This window comes from Alteribacter lacisalsi (assembly GCF_003226345.1).
Lineage (GTDB): Bacteria > Bacillota > Bacilli > Bacillales > Salisediminibacteriaceae > Alteribacter > Alteribacter lacisalsi.
In genome coordinates, this window is sequence record NZ_PDOF01000003.1 from 438,178 (window position 1) to 455,563 (window position 17,386).

Genomic DNA, 17,386 nt, shown 5'->3' on the forward strand with positions numbered 1-17,386 from the left:
TTTTCGATGGTGTCTTGCTGCGGTTTTGCGGTAGTTTAATTGCAATTACTGGTACATAAATTTATTTACTTGTACTTAATCAAATTTTCTTGTAAATATTTTTATTTACTTGTACTTAGCGCTTTTTCCGATCGTGTCCTCCCTTTTTAAGGGGCGGTTTCAGCCTCGTGTTTTTCGTTATGCTCTTTTTGTATCCGTTCCACAAGTGGCTCCGCTGCACCGTGGATGTTTCCGACTCCGAAGACAGATGACCGGTTCATTTTTTCATGCAGGGCGTTGTAAATCTCGTCTGTGCCGCGGCCTTCGAGGTTGATAAACTCATCTGCCTCAATCATCCCCTCCTGGTATGCCCGCTCGATTGGGGAGGTGAGGTCGCCGATCACGACGAGCGTGCCGATATCCAGATTCGGCAGAACATCGCGGGCAAACTGTTCGGAGCGGTCGACCCGGTCCTTCCTGCAATTCATAATCACAATCGGGTGCTCGGATGGAAATCCTAGTTCTTTGACCCGCTTCCAGATATTCAGAGTCGAGGACGCATCGTTTGCGGCAAATCCGTTGAAGAAGTAGGACGGTTTCTCCGGATCGCCTGTTTTTAATATCCGCATGGCACCCGGATCCGGCGGCGCGTTCAGCATTCCTTTTAACGCTGTTTCCCGGTCGATGCCCATCGCCTGTGCCACTGCGAGAGGGAGCGCTGCGTTATCCGGGAACATCATGTACTCAAACTTCCGCAGATACTCTTCCGTTACAGTCGAGGTATCGGCGACAATCATCTCCGTGTTCCGCTCCTCTGCAATCTTGCGGAAGTAATCCTGATACGGGCCGTCGTTTACGATCAGGTAGCCGTTGTAAGGGACAGTCGCCGTAAAAGAATGAGCCACATCATCAATTGTCGGGCCGAGCACGTCCATATGGTCTTCAAGAACGTTGACAATGACACCGATGTTCGCCTGCAGCATAATATTCTGGAATACTTTCTGATAATCGGGATTAACCGCCATGCATTCGCTCACAAGGACTTCTGTCTTATCCTCCGAAACGCTTTTCATTACTTTCAGCTGCTCCCGGATATTCGGTCCTTCAGGATCGCGGATGATCGGATCTTCCCTGTCGTTATAAATCATACGGGCCTGGGTACCAGTTGTTTTGCCGACTGTTCTGTAGCCGGCTTCCATCATAATCCCCGTAATCAGACGGGTGACGGTCGACTTCCCCCTGACGCCGTTGATGTTGATCCGGGTTGGAATGCTTTCCACATTCCGCTGGTGGCGCTTCCGTTCCAGGATGCCAAGAGCAAACAACAGCACGCAGGAGAGTGGAATCAAAAGCATGGCGCTTCTCCTCTCCATGATTCAAGTTTCTTGTAGTATGTCCTGAAAGGAATGGAATTAAGACAAAATTCCGGAGTCTTTCCCTTCGAAGATTATTAAAGGATAGTATTCGTTGTGCCGATGTCGTTCAGTCGTTTTTATAGGGATTTCTAAATTTACAATTATTTCTGGTGTTTATATCCGCCGGGAAGATTGCCGTCTTGAGAGGGATGACGTCGAATCGAATATATGGATACAAGTGAAGAGGAAAAGAAAAGGGACTTTAGACCCCTTTTATATTACAGAAATATGCAATTATTCGTGGTTTTCTCTGCTTATGTTACAAATTTTACAGACTGTTTAATGTTACATTTCTAATGGTCAAATAGTATTGTACGATTCTGAAAGCTCTTGTAAACTTACAAATGTACATAAAAACAGACAAATATTTCATGAAAAAGAAAAATAAAGAGAGAAAATAGGGGAGAGAGAAAAATGAAAAAGGTTGTAGTGAGTGCGGCATTAGCCGGTAGTGTTTTGCTTGCTCCGCAAGTGGCGGACGCAGCTCTTGGAGATCAGACACTTCGGGAGGGTATGAGACACGGGGACGTGCAGGAGCTTCAGGATAAGCTTAAAGCTGAGGGTTACTTCTCACGCAGCACAACGTCTACCGGTTACTTCGGAACGATTACACGCGCAGCTGTCCGCGATTTCCAGCGTGACGCAGGGATTGGCGTGGACGGTATTGCCGGTCCGCAGACGTTCCGCGCAATGGGTGTAAGCTCGAATGGCACTTCCAGTTCAAACGTGTCAACTGGCTCAGGTAACTGGATCTCGTTTAACGGAACTCTTCGTTCCGGTGCCCGGGGAGGCAGCGTTGCCTCACTACAGGACGCCCTGAACACACTCGGCTACGGCGCGGGTACAACAGGTGTCTTTGGTCCAAAAACAGAGTCTGCTGTACGCAGCTTCCAGCGTGACGCAGGGATTGGCGTGGACGGTATTGCCGGTCCGCAGACTTATCGAGCCCTTAACGGCGAATCTGTAGTAAAATCAAGTTCTTCCGGCAGCTCAAATAACAGCGGGACAAGCTCGTCTTCAAGCGCAGGCAGCAGCTCGTCTTCTGTAGACAGCCTGATCTCAACTGCGCGCAGCGTTCAGGGATCTCCTTACAGCTGGGGCGGCACTACGCCTGCCGGTTTTGATTGCAGCGGGTTCGTAAATTATGTATTCAGCCAGAACGGACAGACCCTGCCACGTTCTACTTCACAGCTGTGGAACGCCCGTACTCCGGTTTCCAATCCAGTACGCGGTGACCTGGTGTTCTTTGAAACAAGAACCGGTCCTTCCCACGTGGGGATCTACCTTGGCAACGGTCAGTTCATTCACTCAGGTGCTTCCACAGGCGTAGCTGTAGCAAGCATGAGCAACAGCTACTGGGGTCCTCGCTATCTGGGTGCAGGGCGCTTCTAGAGGTTCGTACAAAGGTGACCGCCTATCTATGGGCATTATGACTGCTTTTCATTTCATTACCCTTACTTTTATACTCGAAAACATAAAAGCATGAACACCTGCAGAACTCTCTCCGCAGGTGTTTTTTTATTTGGTATAGTTCTGCAATTCGCTATGATTGGAGCTGTGCGGGTTGGGCGGAGGGCTTGTGGACCCGGTTTAGCGGATATAAACAGATTATCGCAGATAAATACCCCGCTCGTCGGACACTATCATGCTCCCACCCCCGTCAATCGCAAAAAAAAAGAGCACCCGTGGTCCAGACGGGCGCTCTCAAATGGGAGAAGAGAAAAAGAGGAAGGTCAAACCTCTCCTGCTCTTGCTACTAATATAGACGATTGTAATCAGAAAAGGTTTCACTCTGTTCAAAAAAAAATAGTGACTTTTATGAAGTTTACTGATAGAGGTTCATCTTTCAAGGCACGGTCACAAGCGAAGTCCCGATGACCCGCGTCTGGGTAATCGGGACTTCTTTAAATTAATGGAGGCGTTTTGCGCCGAGGTAGCGTGTGCTCCAGTATGTTGTGTTCATGTTGGCAATCGTTACGCCGGTGGACGAGCCGGCGTGGATAAACTGGTTGTTTCCAATGTAAATGCCGTTATGGGAAGGGCCTGTCGTATACGTTTCAAAAAATACGACGTCGCCCACACTTGGGGAACTGACCGACTTCCCGAAGTTATACTGCTGAGCAGCTGTTCTTGGAATGGTTTTACCATTAATATTAAACACGTACTGCATAAATCCGCTGCAGTCAAAGCCGGACGGGGATGCACCGCCCCATACGTATGGCGTGCCGATAAAGGTGGAAGCGTCTGCGATCAGGTTCATGACCTGGAAGCCGCCGGAGCCCCCTGAACCGCCGCTGCCCGCATCCTCGCGGTGGACATCAGCTGCCTGGCTGATTTTCTGGATGGTTGCTTTTGTAGCAATCCCGTCTGCAGTCATATTCCACTGCTGCTGGAACGTTTTGACCGACTGCTTTGTGATGGAGCCGTAATAACCGGTTGGCTGCACATGAAACAGGCCGAGAGTTCTAAGCTCGTTTTGAAGCTCCGTTACGGCCGGTCCTTCCGAGCCGACCATGAGCGTACCTGCATTGCCTCCCGATCCGCCGCTGCCTGAACCACTGCCGCTGTCTCCGGAGCCGGAACCTGTCCAGTTTTTCAGTGCATTGAATGTCTGGGGACCGACGATACCGTCAACCGTTATGTTTGCTGCCCGCTGAAAGCTTCGAACCGCATCACGGGTGATGGGCCCGTATGTACCTGTAACCGAATGGGAATAAAAGCCGTGGTCTTTCAAGTGAGTCTGCAGCGCTTCCACTCCGCTTCCCTGATCGTTCAGACGAAGCACCGTGTTCGTTGGAAGCTGTGTGCTGCCGGAACCTGAGTTGGCCGGAGGTTTTTCAGGACTGTACGGTTTGCCATTTCCGCTGTTCAGATGACCGATTGTCTGGGGACCGGCAATACCGTCAACCTGCAACTGATTAGTGCGCTGATATGTACGAACCGCTTCAACTGTATCTGATCGGTACCGCCCGTTGACCGAGGCTGTAAAGTAGCCCAGTTCCTTCAGCTTTTCCTGCAGCAGGGTTACGGCATTCCCTGATGATCCTTCCCGTAATAGGCTTGAGTCCGGTATTTTTACCGGTGCAGGAGCTGCAGATCCCCCGCTTCCACTGCCGTTTGTAAGAGCTCCAAACGTCTGTGGACCGGCGATACCGTCTACTTTCAGATTGTTTGCACTCTGAAAGTCTTTCACAGCTTGTTTTGTAATTTCGCCGAAATAGCCTGTTGCCGTGTGAAAATTAAAAAAGCCTTCTTCTTTCAGTTTTTCCTGAAGCACTTTAACATCATTGTTGCTCATTCCGTAGCTCAGCGTTCTTTCTCCGAATGATGCTTCGGCGCCTGACGGAGATGCAAATACTACTCCGGCAACAGCAAGTGAAGCAGTCATGACCGTTTTTCTTGGCGACAGCAATGCCATTCTTTCACCCGACCCTTCTCCCATTTAACAATTGGATAATTTTGTTTACTTTTATGTTCCTATTCTACTCTTCGTTTTCATAATTTTCAACAAATTTCGCTTGTTTCCGGAAGAAATGAATTAAGTCATGGGAGCAGGGGGAATAAGCAGGACTATTCCCTTTTTCTTCTCAAAGAGGTTTAGGTTTGGAGGTATGGGGTAATAGGCTTTCTCTTTAATTTAATTAAGTAGATTGAACCATCTGAAAAAACAGGACTTTTCTATGCGAGCGGCAGTCATCGTTTACGAAACGCCCGCCTTTCTGCGGTGGATTTTTTAAACAAAAGGCTCTCTTAAAGCTTGATGTTGATATTTATATCGATGATTGAAGCGAACGCGCGACACTCCTGCGGGAACAGCACCGGCTGAAGACCCCGCAGGGCGTTCTTCCCGAGGAGGCTGAAGCGGTGCCCGCGGAAAGGGAGCGCAGGGAGCGGAAATCAACAATAGACTTTAACAGAGCCAAACAAAAAGAAGACCAGGAGGGTTAGGCCTGGTCTTCCATCACGTTCATCTCTTATATCCAAATAAGGGGGAATTGGGAGAGAAAACAGGGTGAACGTGGGTTGATGTAACTGCACGAATGCAGTAAGGGTTTTTGCCTGCCCCGGGTGATCGAGGAGGGTTAGGCCTCGGTACACCCAGGGATCAGGCGGTTAGAAGTGAGATTGGGTTTGATTTTAGGGTTGAATCTTTTGTAATTCCAGGGGGGGTTAGGCCCGGATTACATATCTTCGTCGTCTTCGTCGTCGATGTCGTACTCGTCATCTTCCATGTCGTCGTCCATTTCATCATCTTCGAAGTCGTCTTCGAAGTCGTCTTCAGTGTCGTCTTCGAAGTCATCTTCCATTTCAGTGTCCTGATCCATGTCGTCTTCCATACCTGGATCTTCTTCAACGTCTCCGCCGCATGCGGCAAGAACTCCTACAGTTAGTACACCTGATAATACTGAAAGCATTAGCTTTTTCTTCATGATGAAATTCCTCCTGTTGAACCAGCGTTATTCTGCTGGTGTTTTGTTAGTTGGGATCTTACTGTATCCCCTGGTTGGATGAATTGCTGAAGCCGTGTCTTTCGGCTTCGGTGATTATCATAACGCGGCTGGTTCGTCGTTCGCAACAGATCTAACAGGTTTTTTGCACTCTTTGAGACTTTCCCAAAATGCCGGGTTCATGGATCGAGGCTTAATAGCCGTCGTCATCATCCATGCCGCCGTCATCGTCCATCTCCGGGTCATCCTGCATTGGATCTTCTTCCATGTCTCCACATGCAGCAAGAACGCCAACAGACAGAACACCGGCCAGCAAAGAAAGCAGTACTTTCTTTTTCATGCCAAGTCCCTCCTTCTTATGATGTAATGGTCATGATGTTAACGCATCGAATTAGGGTTATGGGGAAAGTCCCCGGCTTCAATGTGTAAAATGCGGGTAAATGCAGGGAGGGTATGGACTGTTAGCCGTCCATCTCGCCCTCATCGCCCTCTTCCATTTCCATTTCGTTATCCGTATCCATATCCGGATCGTCAACGTCACCACAAGCTGCGAGTACACCTACAGACATAAGTCCTGCCAGAACACCATAAAGTAATTTCTTACTCATCTCTAAACTCCTCCTTGAAAGAATTAAGTGATTTTACGAAATGACTACAGGTTGTCCGACTGCTTCAGTCTGTGCCGGCACTGTATTGTGCTGTATGCATCGGTTTTAGAACGCAGAGAGGTGAACGGAATATTCATCCCGTTCACCTCCGGGATGATTACGCATAAGGAAATGTGCTTTTAGTTTAAGCAATTTCCCCGTACTTCATCCAAATTAGTCGTCCATTCCATCATCGTCGTCGTCCATGTCGTCATCCATGCCGTCATCGTCCATATCGTCATCCATGTCGTCGTCCATGCCGTCATCGTCCATGTCGTCATCCATGCCGTCGTCGTCCATGTCATCGTCCATGTCGTCGCCGCCATCATCCATTTCAGTGTCGTCTGCCGGATCGTCTTCCATGCCCGGATCTTCCTCAGCGTCTCCACATGCTCCAAGTACACTTAGTGCCAAAGCTCCTGAAACGACAGATAAAAATAGTTTCTTCTTCATGTTATTTCCTCCTTGTATTTTTCCTGATATTTTTGTTTCTTATGCCAATCGTGATGTCCACAAGTCAAGGGCAGCGGTTTCTATATTAGAAAATCGATAAATGCAAAGGCTGCTGCTTTTGGTCAGATTTGCGTCGACTGAAAAAGGCTTTACCGATTACTGCTTATTACTCGTCTTCGTTATCTTCTTCATCGTCTTCATAATCGTCGTCCATGTCGTCATCCATGTCGTCATCAGTATCGAGATCATCATCAGTGTCCAGATCATCATCTTCGGTGTCAACGTCGGCATCATCGTCTTCCACGCCGTCGTCATCCAGACCATCGTCGTCTTCTACACCATCGTCATCCAGACCATCATCGTCTTCTACACCATCATCGTCCAGACCATCGTCGTCGTCAAAATCATCGTCAGCGTCGCCGCCGTCTTCTTCTACGCCGTTATCCGGATCGTCTACTTCAACGTCTGTTTCCTGGTCTCCGTCTCCGCATGCTGCGAGAATCCCTGTTGCCAAAAGTCCTGTTGCTACTGTTAGATATGCTTTACGTTTCATAATATATTGCCTCCTGTTAGCGGTGTCTGAAATTTTGAATATGAAACAGGCCGGCGATTTTTTGGTGCCGCATCTGCTTCAGTGATTCTATGGGAGGTATATCACCAATCCTCAACTTCGAAACATAAAAAGTTGGTATTTTTACATTCTCACATATTTCCGGGATGTGTATGGAGTGAAGAATGTGCGCCTGACTTCACTTGAACCCTTTGTAGCAGAAGGGTTTCGGGGATGTGCGGGATAAACCTGTTTATTTTTGTCGTACTGTAAAAATTATTGTTTATCCCACCCGGATTGTTCCGTTTTAAATAAACGTTTAATTAAAAGAAGCGGATCTGACACACATAAACAAAAAAGGAAAGCATCCTTCATGTCTGAAGAAAACTTTCCCGATTGAGCGGCTTGATCCGCTTAATCCTGTTCCTGTTTATCACCGAGTGCGAACATCATTTCCATTTCCGCTACGGTCTGGCCCTCAACGGAAGCAGTAGCCTTCCCTTTTCCGATGCTTCCTCTAAGACGGGTCATTTCCACTTCAAGGCGCAGCTGGTCGCCTGGGGTGACCTGCCCTTTGAAACGGCATTTATCGATACCGGCGAAGAAAGCGAGACGTCCCCGGTTTTCTTCTTTTTTCAGGATCGCCACTGCGCCAACCTGTGCGAGTGCCTCAACGATAAGCACGCCGGGCATGACCGGGTAATCCGGAAAATGGCCGTTGAAAAACTCTTCGTTTGCCGTCACGTTTTTAATGCCGACTGCCCGTTGGCCTTCATCGACTTCCAGAATGCGGTCCACCAGGAGAAACGGATAGCGGTGAGGGATGATTTCCTTAATCTGTTCGGTGTTAAGCATGAATTAGTACCTCCTCATATGTGCAGGTTTTAACTTGTCTGTTCTTTAGTTTATCCTGTTTTAGAGTTTTTGTAAAAGATGATTTTGAAGGCGAAGGTCCGTGGTGGTGAGTTTACGCAGAACATACAAAAAACGCCGCCCTCGGTGACGGACACCAGCTGGGAGGCGTTTTCTATTTAGAACCGTTTTGTATCTATGTTAGTTGACTCCATAATAAATCAGTTCGTAAATCTGGTTCCACGTGTCGCGCTGGAAAACATCCATTGGATGGCCGTCGCCTACTATGCCGTAGCCGACCATGGCGCCGAGGAGAATGCTGAGCCCAACAAGGAAAACAACCAGAATGAGACGGAACCAGATTGGAATAAGACGGACTCGGCCGCGTTTGCTCTTCGGCTTCTTTTCCTGATTTTGGCGAGCTTTTTCCTGCTCCTGATCTTCCAGCTTGCGCTTACGGATCTCTTCCCTAGTCATAGGCTGCATGTCATCGGTCTGTTTATCGCTCATGCTCATGAATTAGCTCCTTGTAAAGACAATACTTTGTTCCATTGTAGCTTTATCGCAGGTTGTTTACAAGCCCCCGCATCTCGTCGCCGATCGAGATGGCGCGGCTGTGGAACTGGTAGTTCCGCTGAACCTGAAGCATATCGTTCATCTCTCTGGCCATGTCCACGTTTGACTGCTCAAGAGCCCCCTGGGTAATCACTGAAGCGCCTGCAGCATCGCCCAGCACATCTTCTTCGGCTAGACCGAGCGTCTCCAGATCCGGAAACGTAAAGGCGTTCCCGCCTGCAGACTTAAGCAGCTGCGGTTTGGTAATCTCAGCGAGCTGAAGCTGCCCTGTGTCCAGAGAAGACCCGTCAGGAAGCGTCACACTCACCGTGCCGCCCTCTCCCGCTTCAATTGCCTGAAAGTCAGCCGGAATCGTAAGGGGTCCGCCGTCTGTGCCGAGGACAAACTCACCGTTCTGATTCACGAGGCTGACTGCCTCCTCACCTGGCCCCGGCGTGAGGTAAAAAGCCCCGTCCCGGGTGAAGCGGCGGCTGCCATCTTCATCTGAAGCGAGTTCGAAAAAGTAACCCGGTGCCGTTAGCGCAAAGTCAAGCTCACGGCCGGTCGTATTCAAGCCGCCCTGTTCAAAGCGGACGGCCGTCTGAGCGACTGAAGCGCCTGAACCGACCCGGAGGCCGTTAGGGGTCATCCGGCCTGCTTCCTGAGCCGCTGTGGGCTGATTATGGACCTGCTGCGAAAGAAGATCCGAAAAGCTTACGTCTCTCCGGCTGTAGCCGGCGGTATTCATGTTTGCCAGATTGTTCCCGGTTGTGTCCATCTTGTGCTGAAGCTGGCCCAGCGTTACCGCTGCATTAATCATCGACTGGTTCATCTTCTGCGTCGCCTCCCGGGGCTATTGTTGGGCATTCTCGTATAAATTCGTTGATTTCGCTGCAGGCGGATGCTTTCCGCGGGCAAGGCCTCAGCCTCCTCGGGAAGATCGTCCTGCGGGGTCTTCGACTCTTGCTTTCCCGCAGGAGTCACCGCCTTCCGCTGCATCTGATGATCATATAATCACCTTGACTAAACAGCTTATCCTTAGTATGTAATCAATGGGCTTATCCAATCCGGCCCACATCGTTCATGGTACGCTCCAGGCTCCTGTCGTACGTCTGAAGAACCTTCTGGTTTGCTTCAAACGCCCTCAGTGCCGCCATCATCTCGGTCATTGTGCGTGACGGGTCTACGTTTGAACGCTCAATAAAGCCCTGCTCGATCTGGTAGGTGCCCGCTTCCGCCGCGGCTGCTTCTTCTGTTCCCTCATAGCGGAGCAGGCCGCCACCTTCACGGACAAGCTGTTCCGGCTCGGTTATGAGCGTGACGTTAAGCTGGGAAAGAAGCGCTTCCCCGTCCCCGGTTTCCGAAAAGACGCTGCCGTCCCCATCCACACGGATCCGGTCGTTCTCCGTTTCAATCCGCTCCCCGTCTGTACCGAGCACATAATGGCCGCCGGAAGTCGCCAAAAACCCGTTGCCGTCCACTGTAAAATTCCCGTTACGGGTGAACCGTGCGTCGCCGTCTTGACTTTCAATGGTGAAAAAGAGCATCGCTCCCTCGGAAACGTTACCTTGAAGCAAGGCCAAATCAGTACTGTTGCCGGTTTCCTGCATATCGCCCTGGGCAAAGTGCGAGGTCCGTTCCTGCATGTAAACGCCGGCTGCCAGTTCACCAGTCAGGCCGCCCATCTTCCCCTGTCCCGTTGCCTGAATCAGCATGTTCGGAAAGGTGCGGAGCGACGCCTGGTCTGCTTTGTAGCCGGGAGTATTCATATTGTTCAGGTTATCGGTCAGCATTTCCTGCCGCCGCTGCTGGGCAATCATCCCCGCTGCGGCAGTGTTCATTCCTCTAATCATGAAGTCCTCCTTTGCGGCGGTCACAGCCTCAGGTCTGCTGCGGGACACCAGTGATATCACAAGCCTTGTTTTTTTATCCCGTGCTTTAGTATTTTGCTGCGCGCCGCGCAAGGCGGTCGAGGTTTTTGAGCAGGACGCCTGTGCCATTGACGACGCAGTTCATTGGTTCTTCGGCTACGACGACCGGTACTTTCAGTTCTTCGGCCAGGAGCTGATCAACGCCGTGGAGGTACGCGCCTCCGCCGGTGAGGATGACGCCGCGGTCGATGATGTCTGCGGACAGCTCAGGCGGTGTCTGTTCAAGAACGGTTTTGGACGCCTGGACGATGTGGTACACCGATTCCTCGAGTGCCTGCTGAACTTCTTTTGAGGTGATGGTGACGGTGCGCGGCAGGCCGCTGACCATGTCACGGCCGCGAATGTCGAGTTCTTCGTCACGTCCGCCTGGTGCGACGGTACCCACGCTGATTTTGATCTGCTCGGCTGTCCGTTCGCCGATGAGGAGCTTGTACTTCTTTTTAATGTAATTGAGAATATCCTGGTCAAAACGGTCTCCTGCCACTTTGATCGAAGAGGCCGTGACGATGTCGCCCATGGAAAGGACGGCGACGTCGGTGGTGCCGCCACCGATATCGACGACCATGTTTCCGCTCGGCTGATAGATGTCCATACCGGCTCCTATGGCCGCGACTTTGGGTTCTTCCTCAATGAAGATCGATTTGCCGCCGCTTTTTTCGGCTGCTTCACGGATCGCTTTCTGCTCCACGGACGTAATGTTTGTCGGGCAGCAGATCAGGATTCGCGGCTTGGAAAAAAAGTTGCGCATTTTAATTTTATCGAGAAAGTGCTTAAGCATGGACTCGGTCATATCAAAATCGGCGATGACGCCGTCTTTCATCGGACGGAGCGCTACGATATTGCCCGGTGTCCGTCCGACCATACGGAAGGCTTCGTCCCCTACCGCAAGCACCCTTTTTGTATTCGTGTCGATGGCGACGACTGATGGTTCATTCAGGACGATGCCCCGTCCTTTCACGTGAATGAGTACGTTTGCAGTACCCAGGTCAATTCCAATATCTCTGCCAAACATGTTCATTTCCTCCCTGCAGCATAATCCGTTGGACCCTTCTATTTTCCGTACATTGGTGACATTGTATCCAATGCTCTATTTTATCACATTTTGTAAGCAGAAGGTGGGATCATTTGAAAGATTTGTCCAATTTTCCTGCTCGTTTCCGGGAAAAAGGAACGATAAAAAAGCGAGGCGCGCCCGGCTTTGGATCGTTTTGCCGCATGCACCTCCCTTTATTATTTTCATCGCCCGTCCGGTGGTTCAAAGGCCCCACACAGCCCATTCCCTTCGGGGAAAAAAACAAGGCTGTTACTCCGGCGTCAGCTTTTCGCTTCTGCCATCTTCTTGCCGCTTGAATGGTTTTTCTTGTACTTAACTTTCGTTGCCTCTCCGCCACGAAGGTGCCGGATGGACTTATGGTACTCGAGGATTTCCTTTACTTCGTTTGCGAGCTCCTGGTTAATTTCAGGAAGCCGTTCGGTCAGATCCTTATGAACTGTACTTTTGGAAACGCCGAATTCTTTCGCGATCGTTCTCACTGTCTTTCTCGTCTCGACGATGTACCTTCCGATCTTGATTGTCCTCTCTTTGATGTAATCGTGCACACCTCTCGCCTCCCTAATGTTTCTAGGTTCAAAAAGACGGAGAAAAAGACAGCCACCCATAAGTTGTCTGTTCGTGCTGATGGTGGTGGTTGCGTTCCCAGGTACAAACAGGCTGCCTGTCAACACTCGCTATCTCCTTGAACGACCTTTTCAATGTTGTGGTAAGGTTTGTTAAATTTTATTAAGGTGTTTGCACATATATGCACAAAAAGTTCACAAGCCCTGAAAGAGACCGTTTTGTTATTTGGGGACGGTTCTTCTTTTGCATGATTTCCGGACGCGGTAGGAATGGCGATGCCGTAAGATTTTTTTGGTAATTTCGGAATATGAAGGGGGAATTCCGGAGAATGGACAGGTTATTCCGGAAAATAAAAGCCAGCCCCCGGACGCGGTGGGGGCTGGCTTTGTTCCTTACTCCGGCATTGAAGGTACCTGAGTAAAGCTGGTGCTTAAGTTGGAATTACACAATCATCGTCTGTCAGTTCTGTTTCATTTGAGCAACGTGTAAGCCTGTCTGTTTTGTCGTTAATGGTGCTTCATTTGCAATTCTTGTTTTCAGTCTAACGGTAGTGCTGTGTTTCCTTCTTTCACCGGCCGCCGTTTAACGTCCGGCTGCCAAAGACGCGTGTCATATTATCCTTCGAGATGATCGACTGGTGCTTTAGGAGCTTGTTCGCTTCCTGAAGCGTGATCTTCATCTACATCCGGCAGGGATGTGAGCGGCTGCTCCATATACTCGAGCGGGTTGACCGGCACATCGTTTTTGCGGATTTCGAAGTGAAGATGGACACCGGCATCTGTGTTAAAGAGGTTACGTCCTGCGCGGGCCATAACATCACCCTGCTTGACTGTCTGTCCTTCTTCAACCAGCACGCCTTCAAGGCTTTGATAGATGGAAAGAATGTCGTCGTCATGTTCGACGTGAACCACGTGGCCGAACAGCGCGTCTTCTTCCGATTTGACAACCGTACCGCTCATTGCAGCGGATACGTCAAAGCTTTCGCCGTTGTCTGATGCAAAGTCGACACCTTTATTCTGGTAGTAGTAGTTATTGTACTGGATTAAGGCCTCGACCTGCTCCTCGGCAGAATCTTCGCTTGAGTAGAAGTTACCTACCACACTGACTTCGTTTTCATCCAGAACTGGCATTTCAAATACTTCATTCTGAACGGCTACAGGCACTGCGTCTTCATCTTCGTACCCCTGTTCACCAGGCTCGTTTACGTCAAACTCGGAGTCTTGGTTATAGTCTTCCTGAGACAGATCCTCACTTGTTGTCGAGAGCCAGATAAAACCAGTAAGTACAACTGCAGCAAGCGTGAGATAGAGCGCCGGGACTGCCCAGCGTTGTTTCATTAGGCGTTTAATATTCGCCTTGAGCTGGTCCACTTTGGAACCTTGTTTTTCTTCTTGATTCATTTGATCATCACCTCAGCAACCATTCTGATCAAATTGCGAGGATTATATACATTTTTCAAAAAATTTATTTTACAGGTGGAAAAACCCTGTGTGGCGGGGGTTTTTCGGGGGATGCAGGCGAGGGGATAGATGGCTGCGGAGGTATGCATCGGGGAGCGGAGGCAGGATAGGCTGCTTTTCGCGACATAACTCAGCGCGCGAATGGCATTAGGTCGTGATACTCTCCTTTTTACGACTTAACTTCTCCCTCTAACAGAGTTAGGTCGTGATACTCCCCTTTTTACGACTTAACTCCTCCCCCGAGCGGCATTAGGTCGTGATACTCTCCTTTTTACGACTTAACTCCTCCCTCGAGCGGCGTTAGGTCGCGACACTCTCCTTTTTACGACTTAACTCCTCCCTCGAGCGGCGTTAGGTCGTGATACTCTCCTTTTTACGACTTAACTCCTCCCCCGAGCGGCATTAGGTCGTGATACTCTCCTTTTTACGACTTAACTCCTCCCCCGAGCGGCATTAGGTCGCGAAACCAAACTTCCCAGACCCAGCCCACTCAAAAGTAACAAAAAAGACGGAGCCGCCGCTCCGCCTTCAACTCTGTATCAGCACCTACTGGCTGTCAGCCATCGCCACCCCAATTACCTGATCGGTGCTTTCGATCTCCACGTTGTGATAGTAGTGGTGAATGATTTCCTTGTAGGTTTTGCCTTCCCTCGCCATGCCGTCGGCTCCGAACTGGCTCATGCCGACGCCGTGGCCCCAGCCTTTCGTTTTAAAGAGCAGGTCGCCTCCGTGGCGTTCCCAAGAAAAGTCGCTCGAATCCAGTTCGAGCTTATCCCTGATTTCCCTGCCGGTGAACTCTTTGTCGCCGAAGCGGACTTTTGCTACACGGCCACCGGTTGTCCGTTCCACTACTTCACCGATCGATCCTTCTGCAGAGACGGACACACCAAGCTTCTCCTGAATATCCTGATAGCTGACTATTTTTTCACCGTCGAAACGGGGTGAGGATTTGTCCCACGGACTTTCTACACTGCGTAAGTACGGAATTTCGTTTTCCCAGTATTCTTCCGAGTTTTCGGTATATCCGTTGCTCGTTGAGAAGAAGGTGGCCGTGATTGGGCTGCCTTCATACGTAATTACCTGACCGCTGGTGGCCGCAACGGCGTGTTTAATTTTTCCCATCATCTCATCGTAGTTGTTTCCAAAACGCTCCTTAAGCTCCGATTCGTTCTGGAAGACCTGATGCATCACCGTATCGGTAACATCAGCTCCCTCAGGGACGTGGATGTCATTTGGTGCGGTCAGCTGACGCACAATGTAGGTTCTGGCGGTGAGCGCCTGCGCTTTGAGCGCTTCCTCCTCATAAGAGGCCGGCATTTCCGATGCGACTACCCCTGCTACATAGGTTTCAAAATCAACGTGTTCAATCTTATCCTGCTGGGATCTGAAAACAGCAACAGTCGGTTCTTCTGTCTCCTGCGAAGGCGCGGTGTCCGCCTGCTCGTCTGTTTCCGGCAGTGGTGCGCTTACTTCTACTGCTTCCTGCGAAACATCATGTTCCGACAGCCAGACGACTAAAAGTGAGGGCAGCAAGAGAATTATGCCCATGAGTATGAGTCCTGCAAGTAAAAACGGCTTCATTAAGTGTGTCTCCCGTCCCTTCTGTTTAAAGTACTTGCCGGCACTTGTTCGTGCCTGTCGTACTGGTAAATATTTATGTCTCTCTAGTACCAGTTAGAACAGAATTACACGGTTTTATACTATCTCTCACCTGAAATTTGCTAGAACCAATCCGCCCGTGATTCCCCGTAATAAGCTGTTTCACCTGCTCACTCTGTATGAAATCTATCACTTGCGGCCAGTTGCGCCTGCATAAGCAACGAAGACAGCACCGGGCTTGCAGAAGAGCTGTGTGAGTCAAGGCCACGCCCACTGCCCCCTTCACAAAACGACAAATCCCTTACCCATATTCCCCAAAAGCGAAACCGCATATTTCCCGGAAAATAATCGAATAAACTACGCTGGTGTCGAACGAGCTCACGAAAATGTCCTAGGCTAGATATACCAATCATCCCTGTTTCTCCGAGTTTCTTCTTATTTAATATATCGCACCACGGATTCAGCTCCAGGCACAAAAAAAACCTCCGGGTTCATTCTCCCGGAGGTGCGTGCTGGATCATTTAGATTGATTATAGCGATTTTCTCAAGCGAAGTTCGGATCCATTTTCAAAGGAGCCGGAGCTTCAAGATTTTCGAGTTCGTTTTCCTGCGCTTCGTAAATGCGCTCTACGTCGGCGCCGAGTGCTTTCAGCTTGCCGGCAAAGTCAACGTAGCCTCTGTCGATATGTTTGAGTTCCGTTACTCGTGTGTAGCCATCCGCTACGAGGCCGGCTACAACGAGTGCTGCGCCTGCTCTCAGGTCAGTGGCTGCCACTTCAGCGCCCTGAAGGTCATTCGGTCCGGAAACAATCGCGGCCCGGCCTTCAATTTTAATATTTCCGTTCATGCGGCGGAATTCTTCCACGTGCATGAAGCGGTTTTCAAATACTGTTTCCGTGATCACACTTGTACCTTCTGCTTTTAAAAGGAGAGCCATCATCTGGGCTTGCATGTCCGTTGGGAAGCCAGGGTGAGGCATCGTCTTCAGGTCGGCAGCCTTTAGTGACTCCGGTCCGATGACACGAATGCCGTCGCTTTCCTCGATAATGATGACGCCCATTTCGTTCAGCTTGGAGATGAGCGGACGAAGGTGCTCCGGCTCTACGTTCTCAAGCAGAACATTTCCTTTTGAAATTGCAGCGGCAATCATAAACGTTCCGGCTTCGATTCGGTCAGGAATGATCGTATGCTCGGAACCGTGAAGTTCCTTCACGCCTTCGATGCGGATTGTTCCTGTACCTGCACCGCGTACTTTTGCGCCCATACCATTAAGGTAAGTAGCAAGACACACGATTTCCGGTTCTTCGGCCGCGTTTTCAATAACGGTTGTGCCTTCTGCCATTGTAGCCGCCATCATGATGTTCTCCGTAGCGCCTACACTTGGGAAGTCGAGGTAAATTTTGTTTCCGACAAGTTTGTCTTCCACTTTGGCTTCGATAAAGCCGTTACCAATTTCGACCTTCGCTCCCATTGCTTCGAAACCTTTCAGGTGCTGGTCAATCGGACGGGAGCCGATTGCACAGCCTCCCGGAAGCGCGATCCGCGCGTGGCCGACACGGGCCAGAAGCGGTCCCATGACCAGGAACGATGCACGCATTTTTCTTACATACTCAAACGGTGCTTCTGTCTTGAGCTGCTTTTCTGCATCTACTTCAATGGAGCCGTTTTCGTAGCTCACATCAATATTAAGGTTTCGTAAAACTTCGTTAATGGTGTATACATCAGCCAGGGCTGGCACATCATAAATTTTGCTTTTTCCTTTTCCAGCTAAGATGGATGCTGCGATGACAGGCAATACGGCGTTTTTCGCACCTTCAATACGAACACTGCCGCTTAACTGCCTTCCACCGCGGACGATGATTTTTTCCAACGTATTCCC

General features: G+C 50.0%; 17 protein-coding genes. 1 reads left to right on the top strand and 16 read right to left on the bottom strand.

The annotated features are described in order from the left end of the window. Window positions 1–146: 146 nt before the first annotated feature. Window positions 147–1,334, bottom strand: coding sequence for a poly-gamma-glutamate synthase PgsB (gene pgsB, locus CR205_RS16945; protein ID WP_110521329.1), 1,188 nt, complete (start codon window positions 1,332–1,334; stop codon window positions 147–149). A gap of 474 nt (window positions 1,335–1,808) precedes the next feature. On the opposite strand from pgsB, the gene CR205_RS16950 reads away from it, so the two are divergent. After that, window positions 1,809–2,786, top strand: a complete 978-nt coding sequence (locus tag CR205_RS16950) for a C40 family peptidase (RefSeq protein ID WP_110521330.1) — start codon at window positions 1,809–1,811, stop codon at window positions 2,784–2,786. Between the two features lie 517 nt (window positions 2,787–3,303). Here the strand turns inward: CR205_RS16950 and CR205_RS16955 are convergent. The 15 genes from CR205_RS16955 to murA all read right to left on the bottom strand — a co-directional run bounded on the left by CR205_RS16955 (window position 3,304) and on the right by murA (window position 17,377). Continuing rightward, a complete protein-coding gene (locus CR205_RS16955) occupies window positions 3,304–4,812 on the bottom strand; it encodes a C40 family peptidase (protein ID WP_110521570.1) in 1,509 nt (502 codons plus the stop codon). Between the two features lie 763 nt (window positions 4,813–5,575). Continuing rightward, window positions 5,576–5,824: a DNA primase gene (locus tag CR205_RS20345; RefSeq protein WP_161524822.1), complete on the bottom strand. Its 249-nt coding sequence runs from the start codon at window positions 5,822–5,824 to the stop codon at window positions 5,576–5,578. A gap of 211 nt (window positions 5,825–6,035) precedes the next feature. Continuing rightward, the gene (locus tag CR205_RS20445; protein WP_201745408.1) at window positions 6,036–6,182 is read right to left on the bottom strand and encodes a hypothetical protein; all 147 of its coding nucleotides are present in this window, start codon (window positions 6,180–6,182) and stop codon (window positions 6,036–6,038) included. Window positions 6,183–6,303: 121 nt separating this feature from the next. Beyond that, complete coding sequence (locus CR205_RS20450) at window positions 6,304–6,450, bottom strand: hypothetical protein (protein ID WP_201745409.1); 147 nt, start codon at window positions 6,448–6,450, stop codon at window positions 6,304–6,306. 213 nt (window positions 6,451–6,663) lie between these two features. Then, complete coding sequence (locus tag CR205_RS16965; RefSeq protein WP_110521331.1) at window positions 6,664–6,942, bottom strand: DNA primase; 279 nt, start codon at window positions 6,940–6,942, stop codon at window positions 6,664–6,666. Between the two features lie 166 nt (window positions 6,943–7,108). Then, the gene (locus tag CR205_RS16970) at window positions 7,109–7,495 is read right to left on the bottom strand and encodes a hypothetical protein (RefSeq protein WP_110521332.1); all 387 of its coding nucleotides are present in this window, start codon (window positions 7,493–7,495) and stop codon (window positions 7,109–7,111) included. Window positions 7,496–7,906: 411 nt separating this feature from the next. Then, window positions 7,907–8,347 (bottom strand): 3-hydroxyacyl-ACP dehydratase FabZ, encoded by a 441-nt coding sequence (gene fabZ, locus CR205_RS16975; protein WP_110521333.1) that lies wholly within the window; start codon window positions 8,345–8,347, stop codon window positions 7,907–7,909. Window positions 8,348–8,545: 198 nt separating this feature from the next. Beyond that, window positions 8,546–8,860: a DNA-directed RNA polymerase subunit beta gene (locus CR205_RS16980; protein ID WP_236634876.1), complete on the bottom strand. Its 315-nt coding sequence runs from the start codon at window positions 8,858–8,860 to the stop codon at window positions 8,546–8,548. Between the two features lie 43 nt (window positions 8,861–8,903). Beyond that, on the bottom strand, window positions 8,904–9,731 hold the full coding sequence (locus CR205_RS16985) for a flagellar hook-basal body protein (protein WP_110521334.1): 828 nt from the start codon (window positions 9,729–9,731) through the stop codon (window positions 8,904–8,906). A gap of 226 nt (window positions 9,732–9,957) precedes the next feature. Beyond that, complete coding sequence (locus CR205_RS16990) at window positions 9,958–10,752, bottom strand: flagellar hook-basal body protein (RefSeq protein WP_110521335.1); 795 nt, start codon at window positions 10,750–10,752, stop codon at window positions 9,958–9,960. 85 nt (window positions 10,753–10,837) lie between these two features. Beyond that, window positions 10,838–11,842, bottom strand: coding sequence for a rod shape-determining protein (gene mreB, locus CR205_RS16995; protein WP_110521336.1), 1,005 nt, complete (start codon window positions 11,840–11,842; stop codon window positions 10,838–10,840). Between the two features lie 302 nt (window positions 11,843–12,144). After that, the gene (gene spoIIID / locus CR205_RS17000) at window positions 12,145–12,429 is read right to left on the bottom strand and encodes a sporulation transcriptional regulator SpoIIID (RefSeq protein WP_110521572.1); all 285 of its coding nucleotides are present in this window, start codon (window positions 12,427–12,429) and stop codon (window positions 12,145–12,147) included. Window positions 12,430–13,062: 633 nt separating this feature from the next. Then, window positions 13,063–13,848 (bottom strand): M23 family metallopeptidase, encoded by a 786-nt coding sequence (locus CR205_RS17005; protein ID WP_110521337.1) that lies wholly within the window; start codon window positions 13,846–13,848, stop codon window positions 13,063–13,065. A gap of 606 nt (window positions 13,849–14,454) precedes the next feature. Beyond that, a complete protein-coding gene (gene spoIID / locus CR205_RS17010; protein ID WP_110521338.1) occupies window positions 14,455–15,489 on the bottom strand; it encodes a stage II sporulation protein D in 1,035 nt (344 codons plus the stop codon). 562 nt (window positions 15,490–16,051) lie between these two features. Next, a complete protein-coding gene (gene murA / locus CR205_RS17015; RefSeq protein ID WP_110521339.1) occupies window positions 16,052–17,377 on the bottom strand; it encodes a UDP-N-acetylglucosamine 1-carboxyvinyltransferase in 1,326 nt (441 codons plus the stop codon). Between the last annotated feature and the right edge of the window lie 9 nt (window positions 17,378–17,386).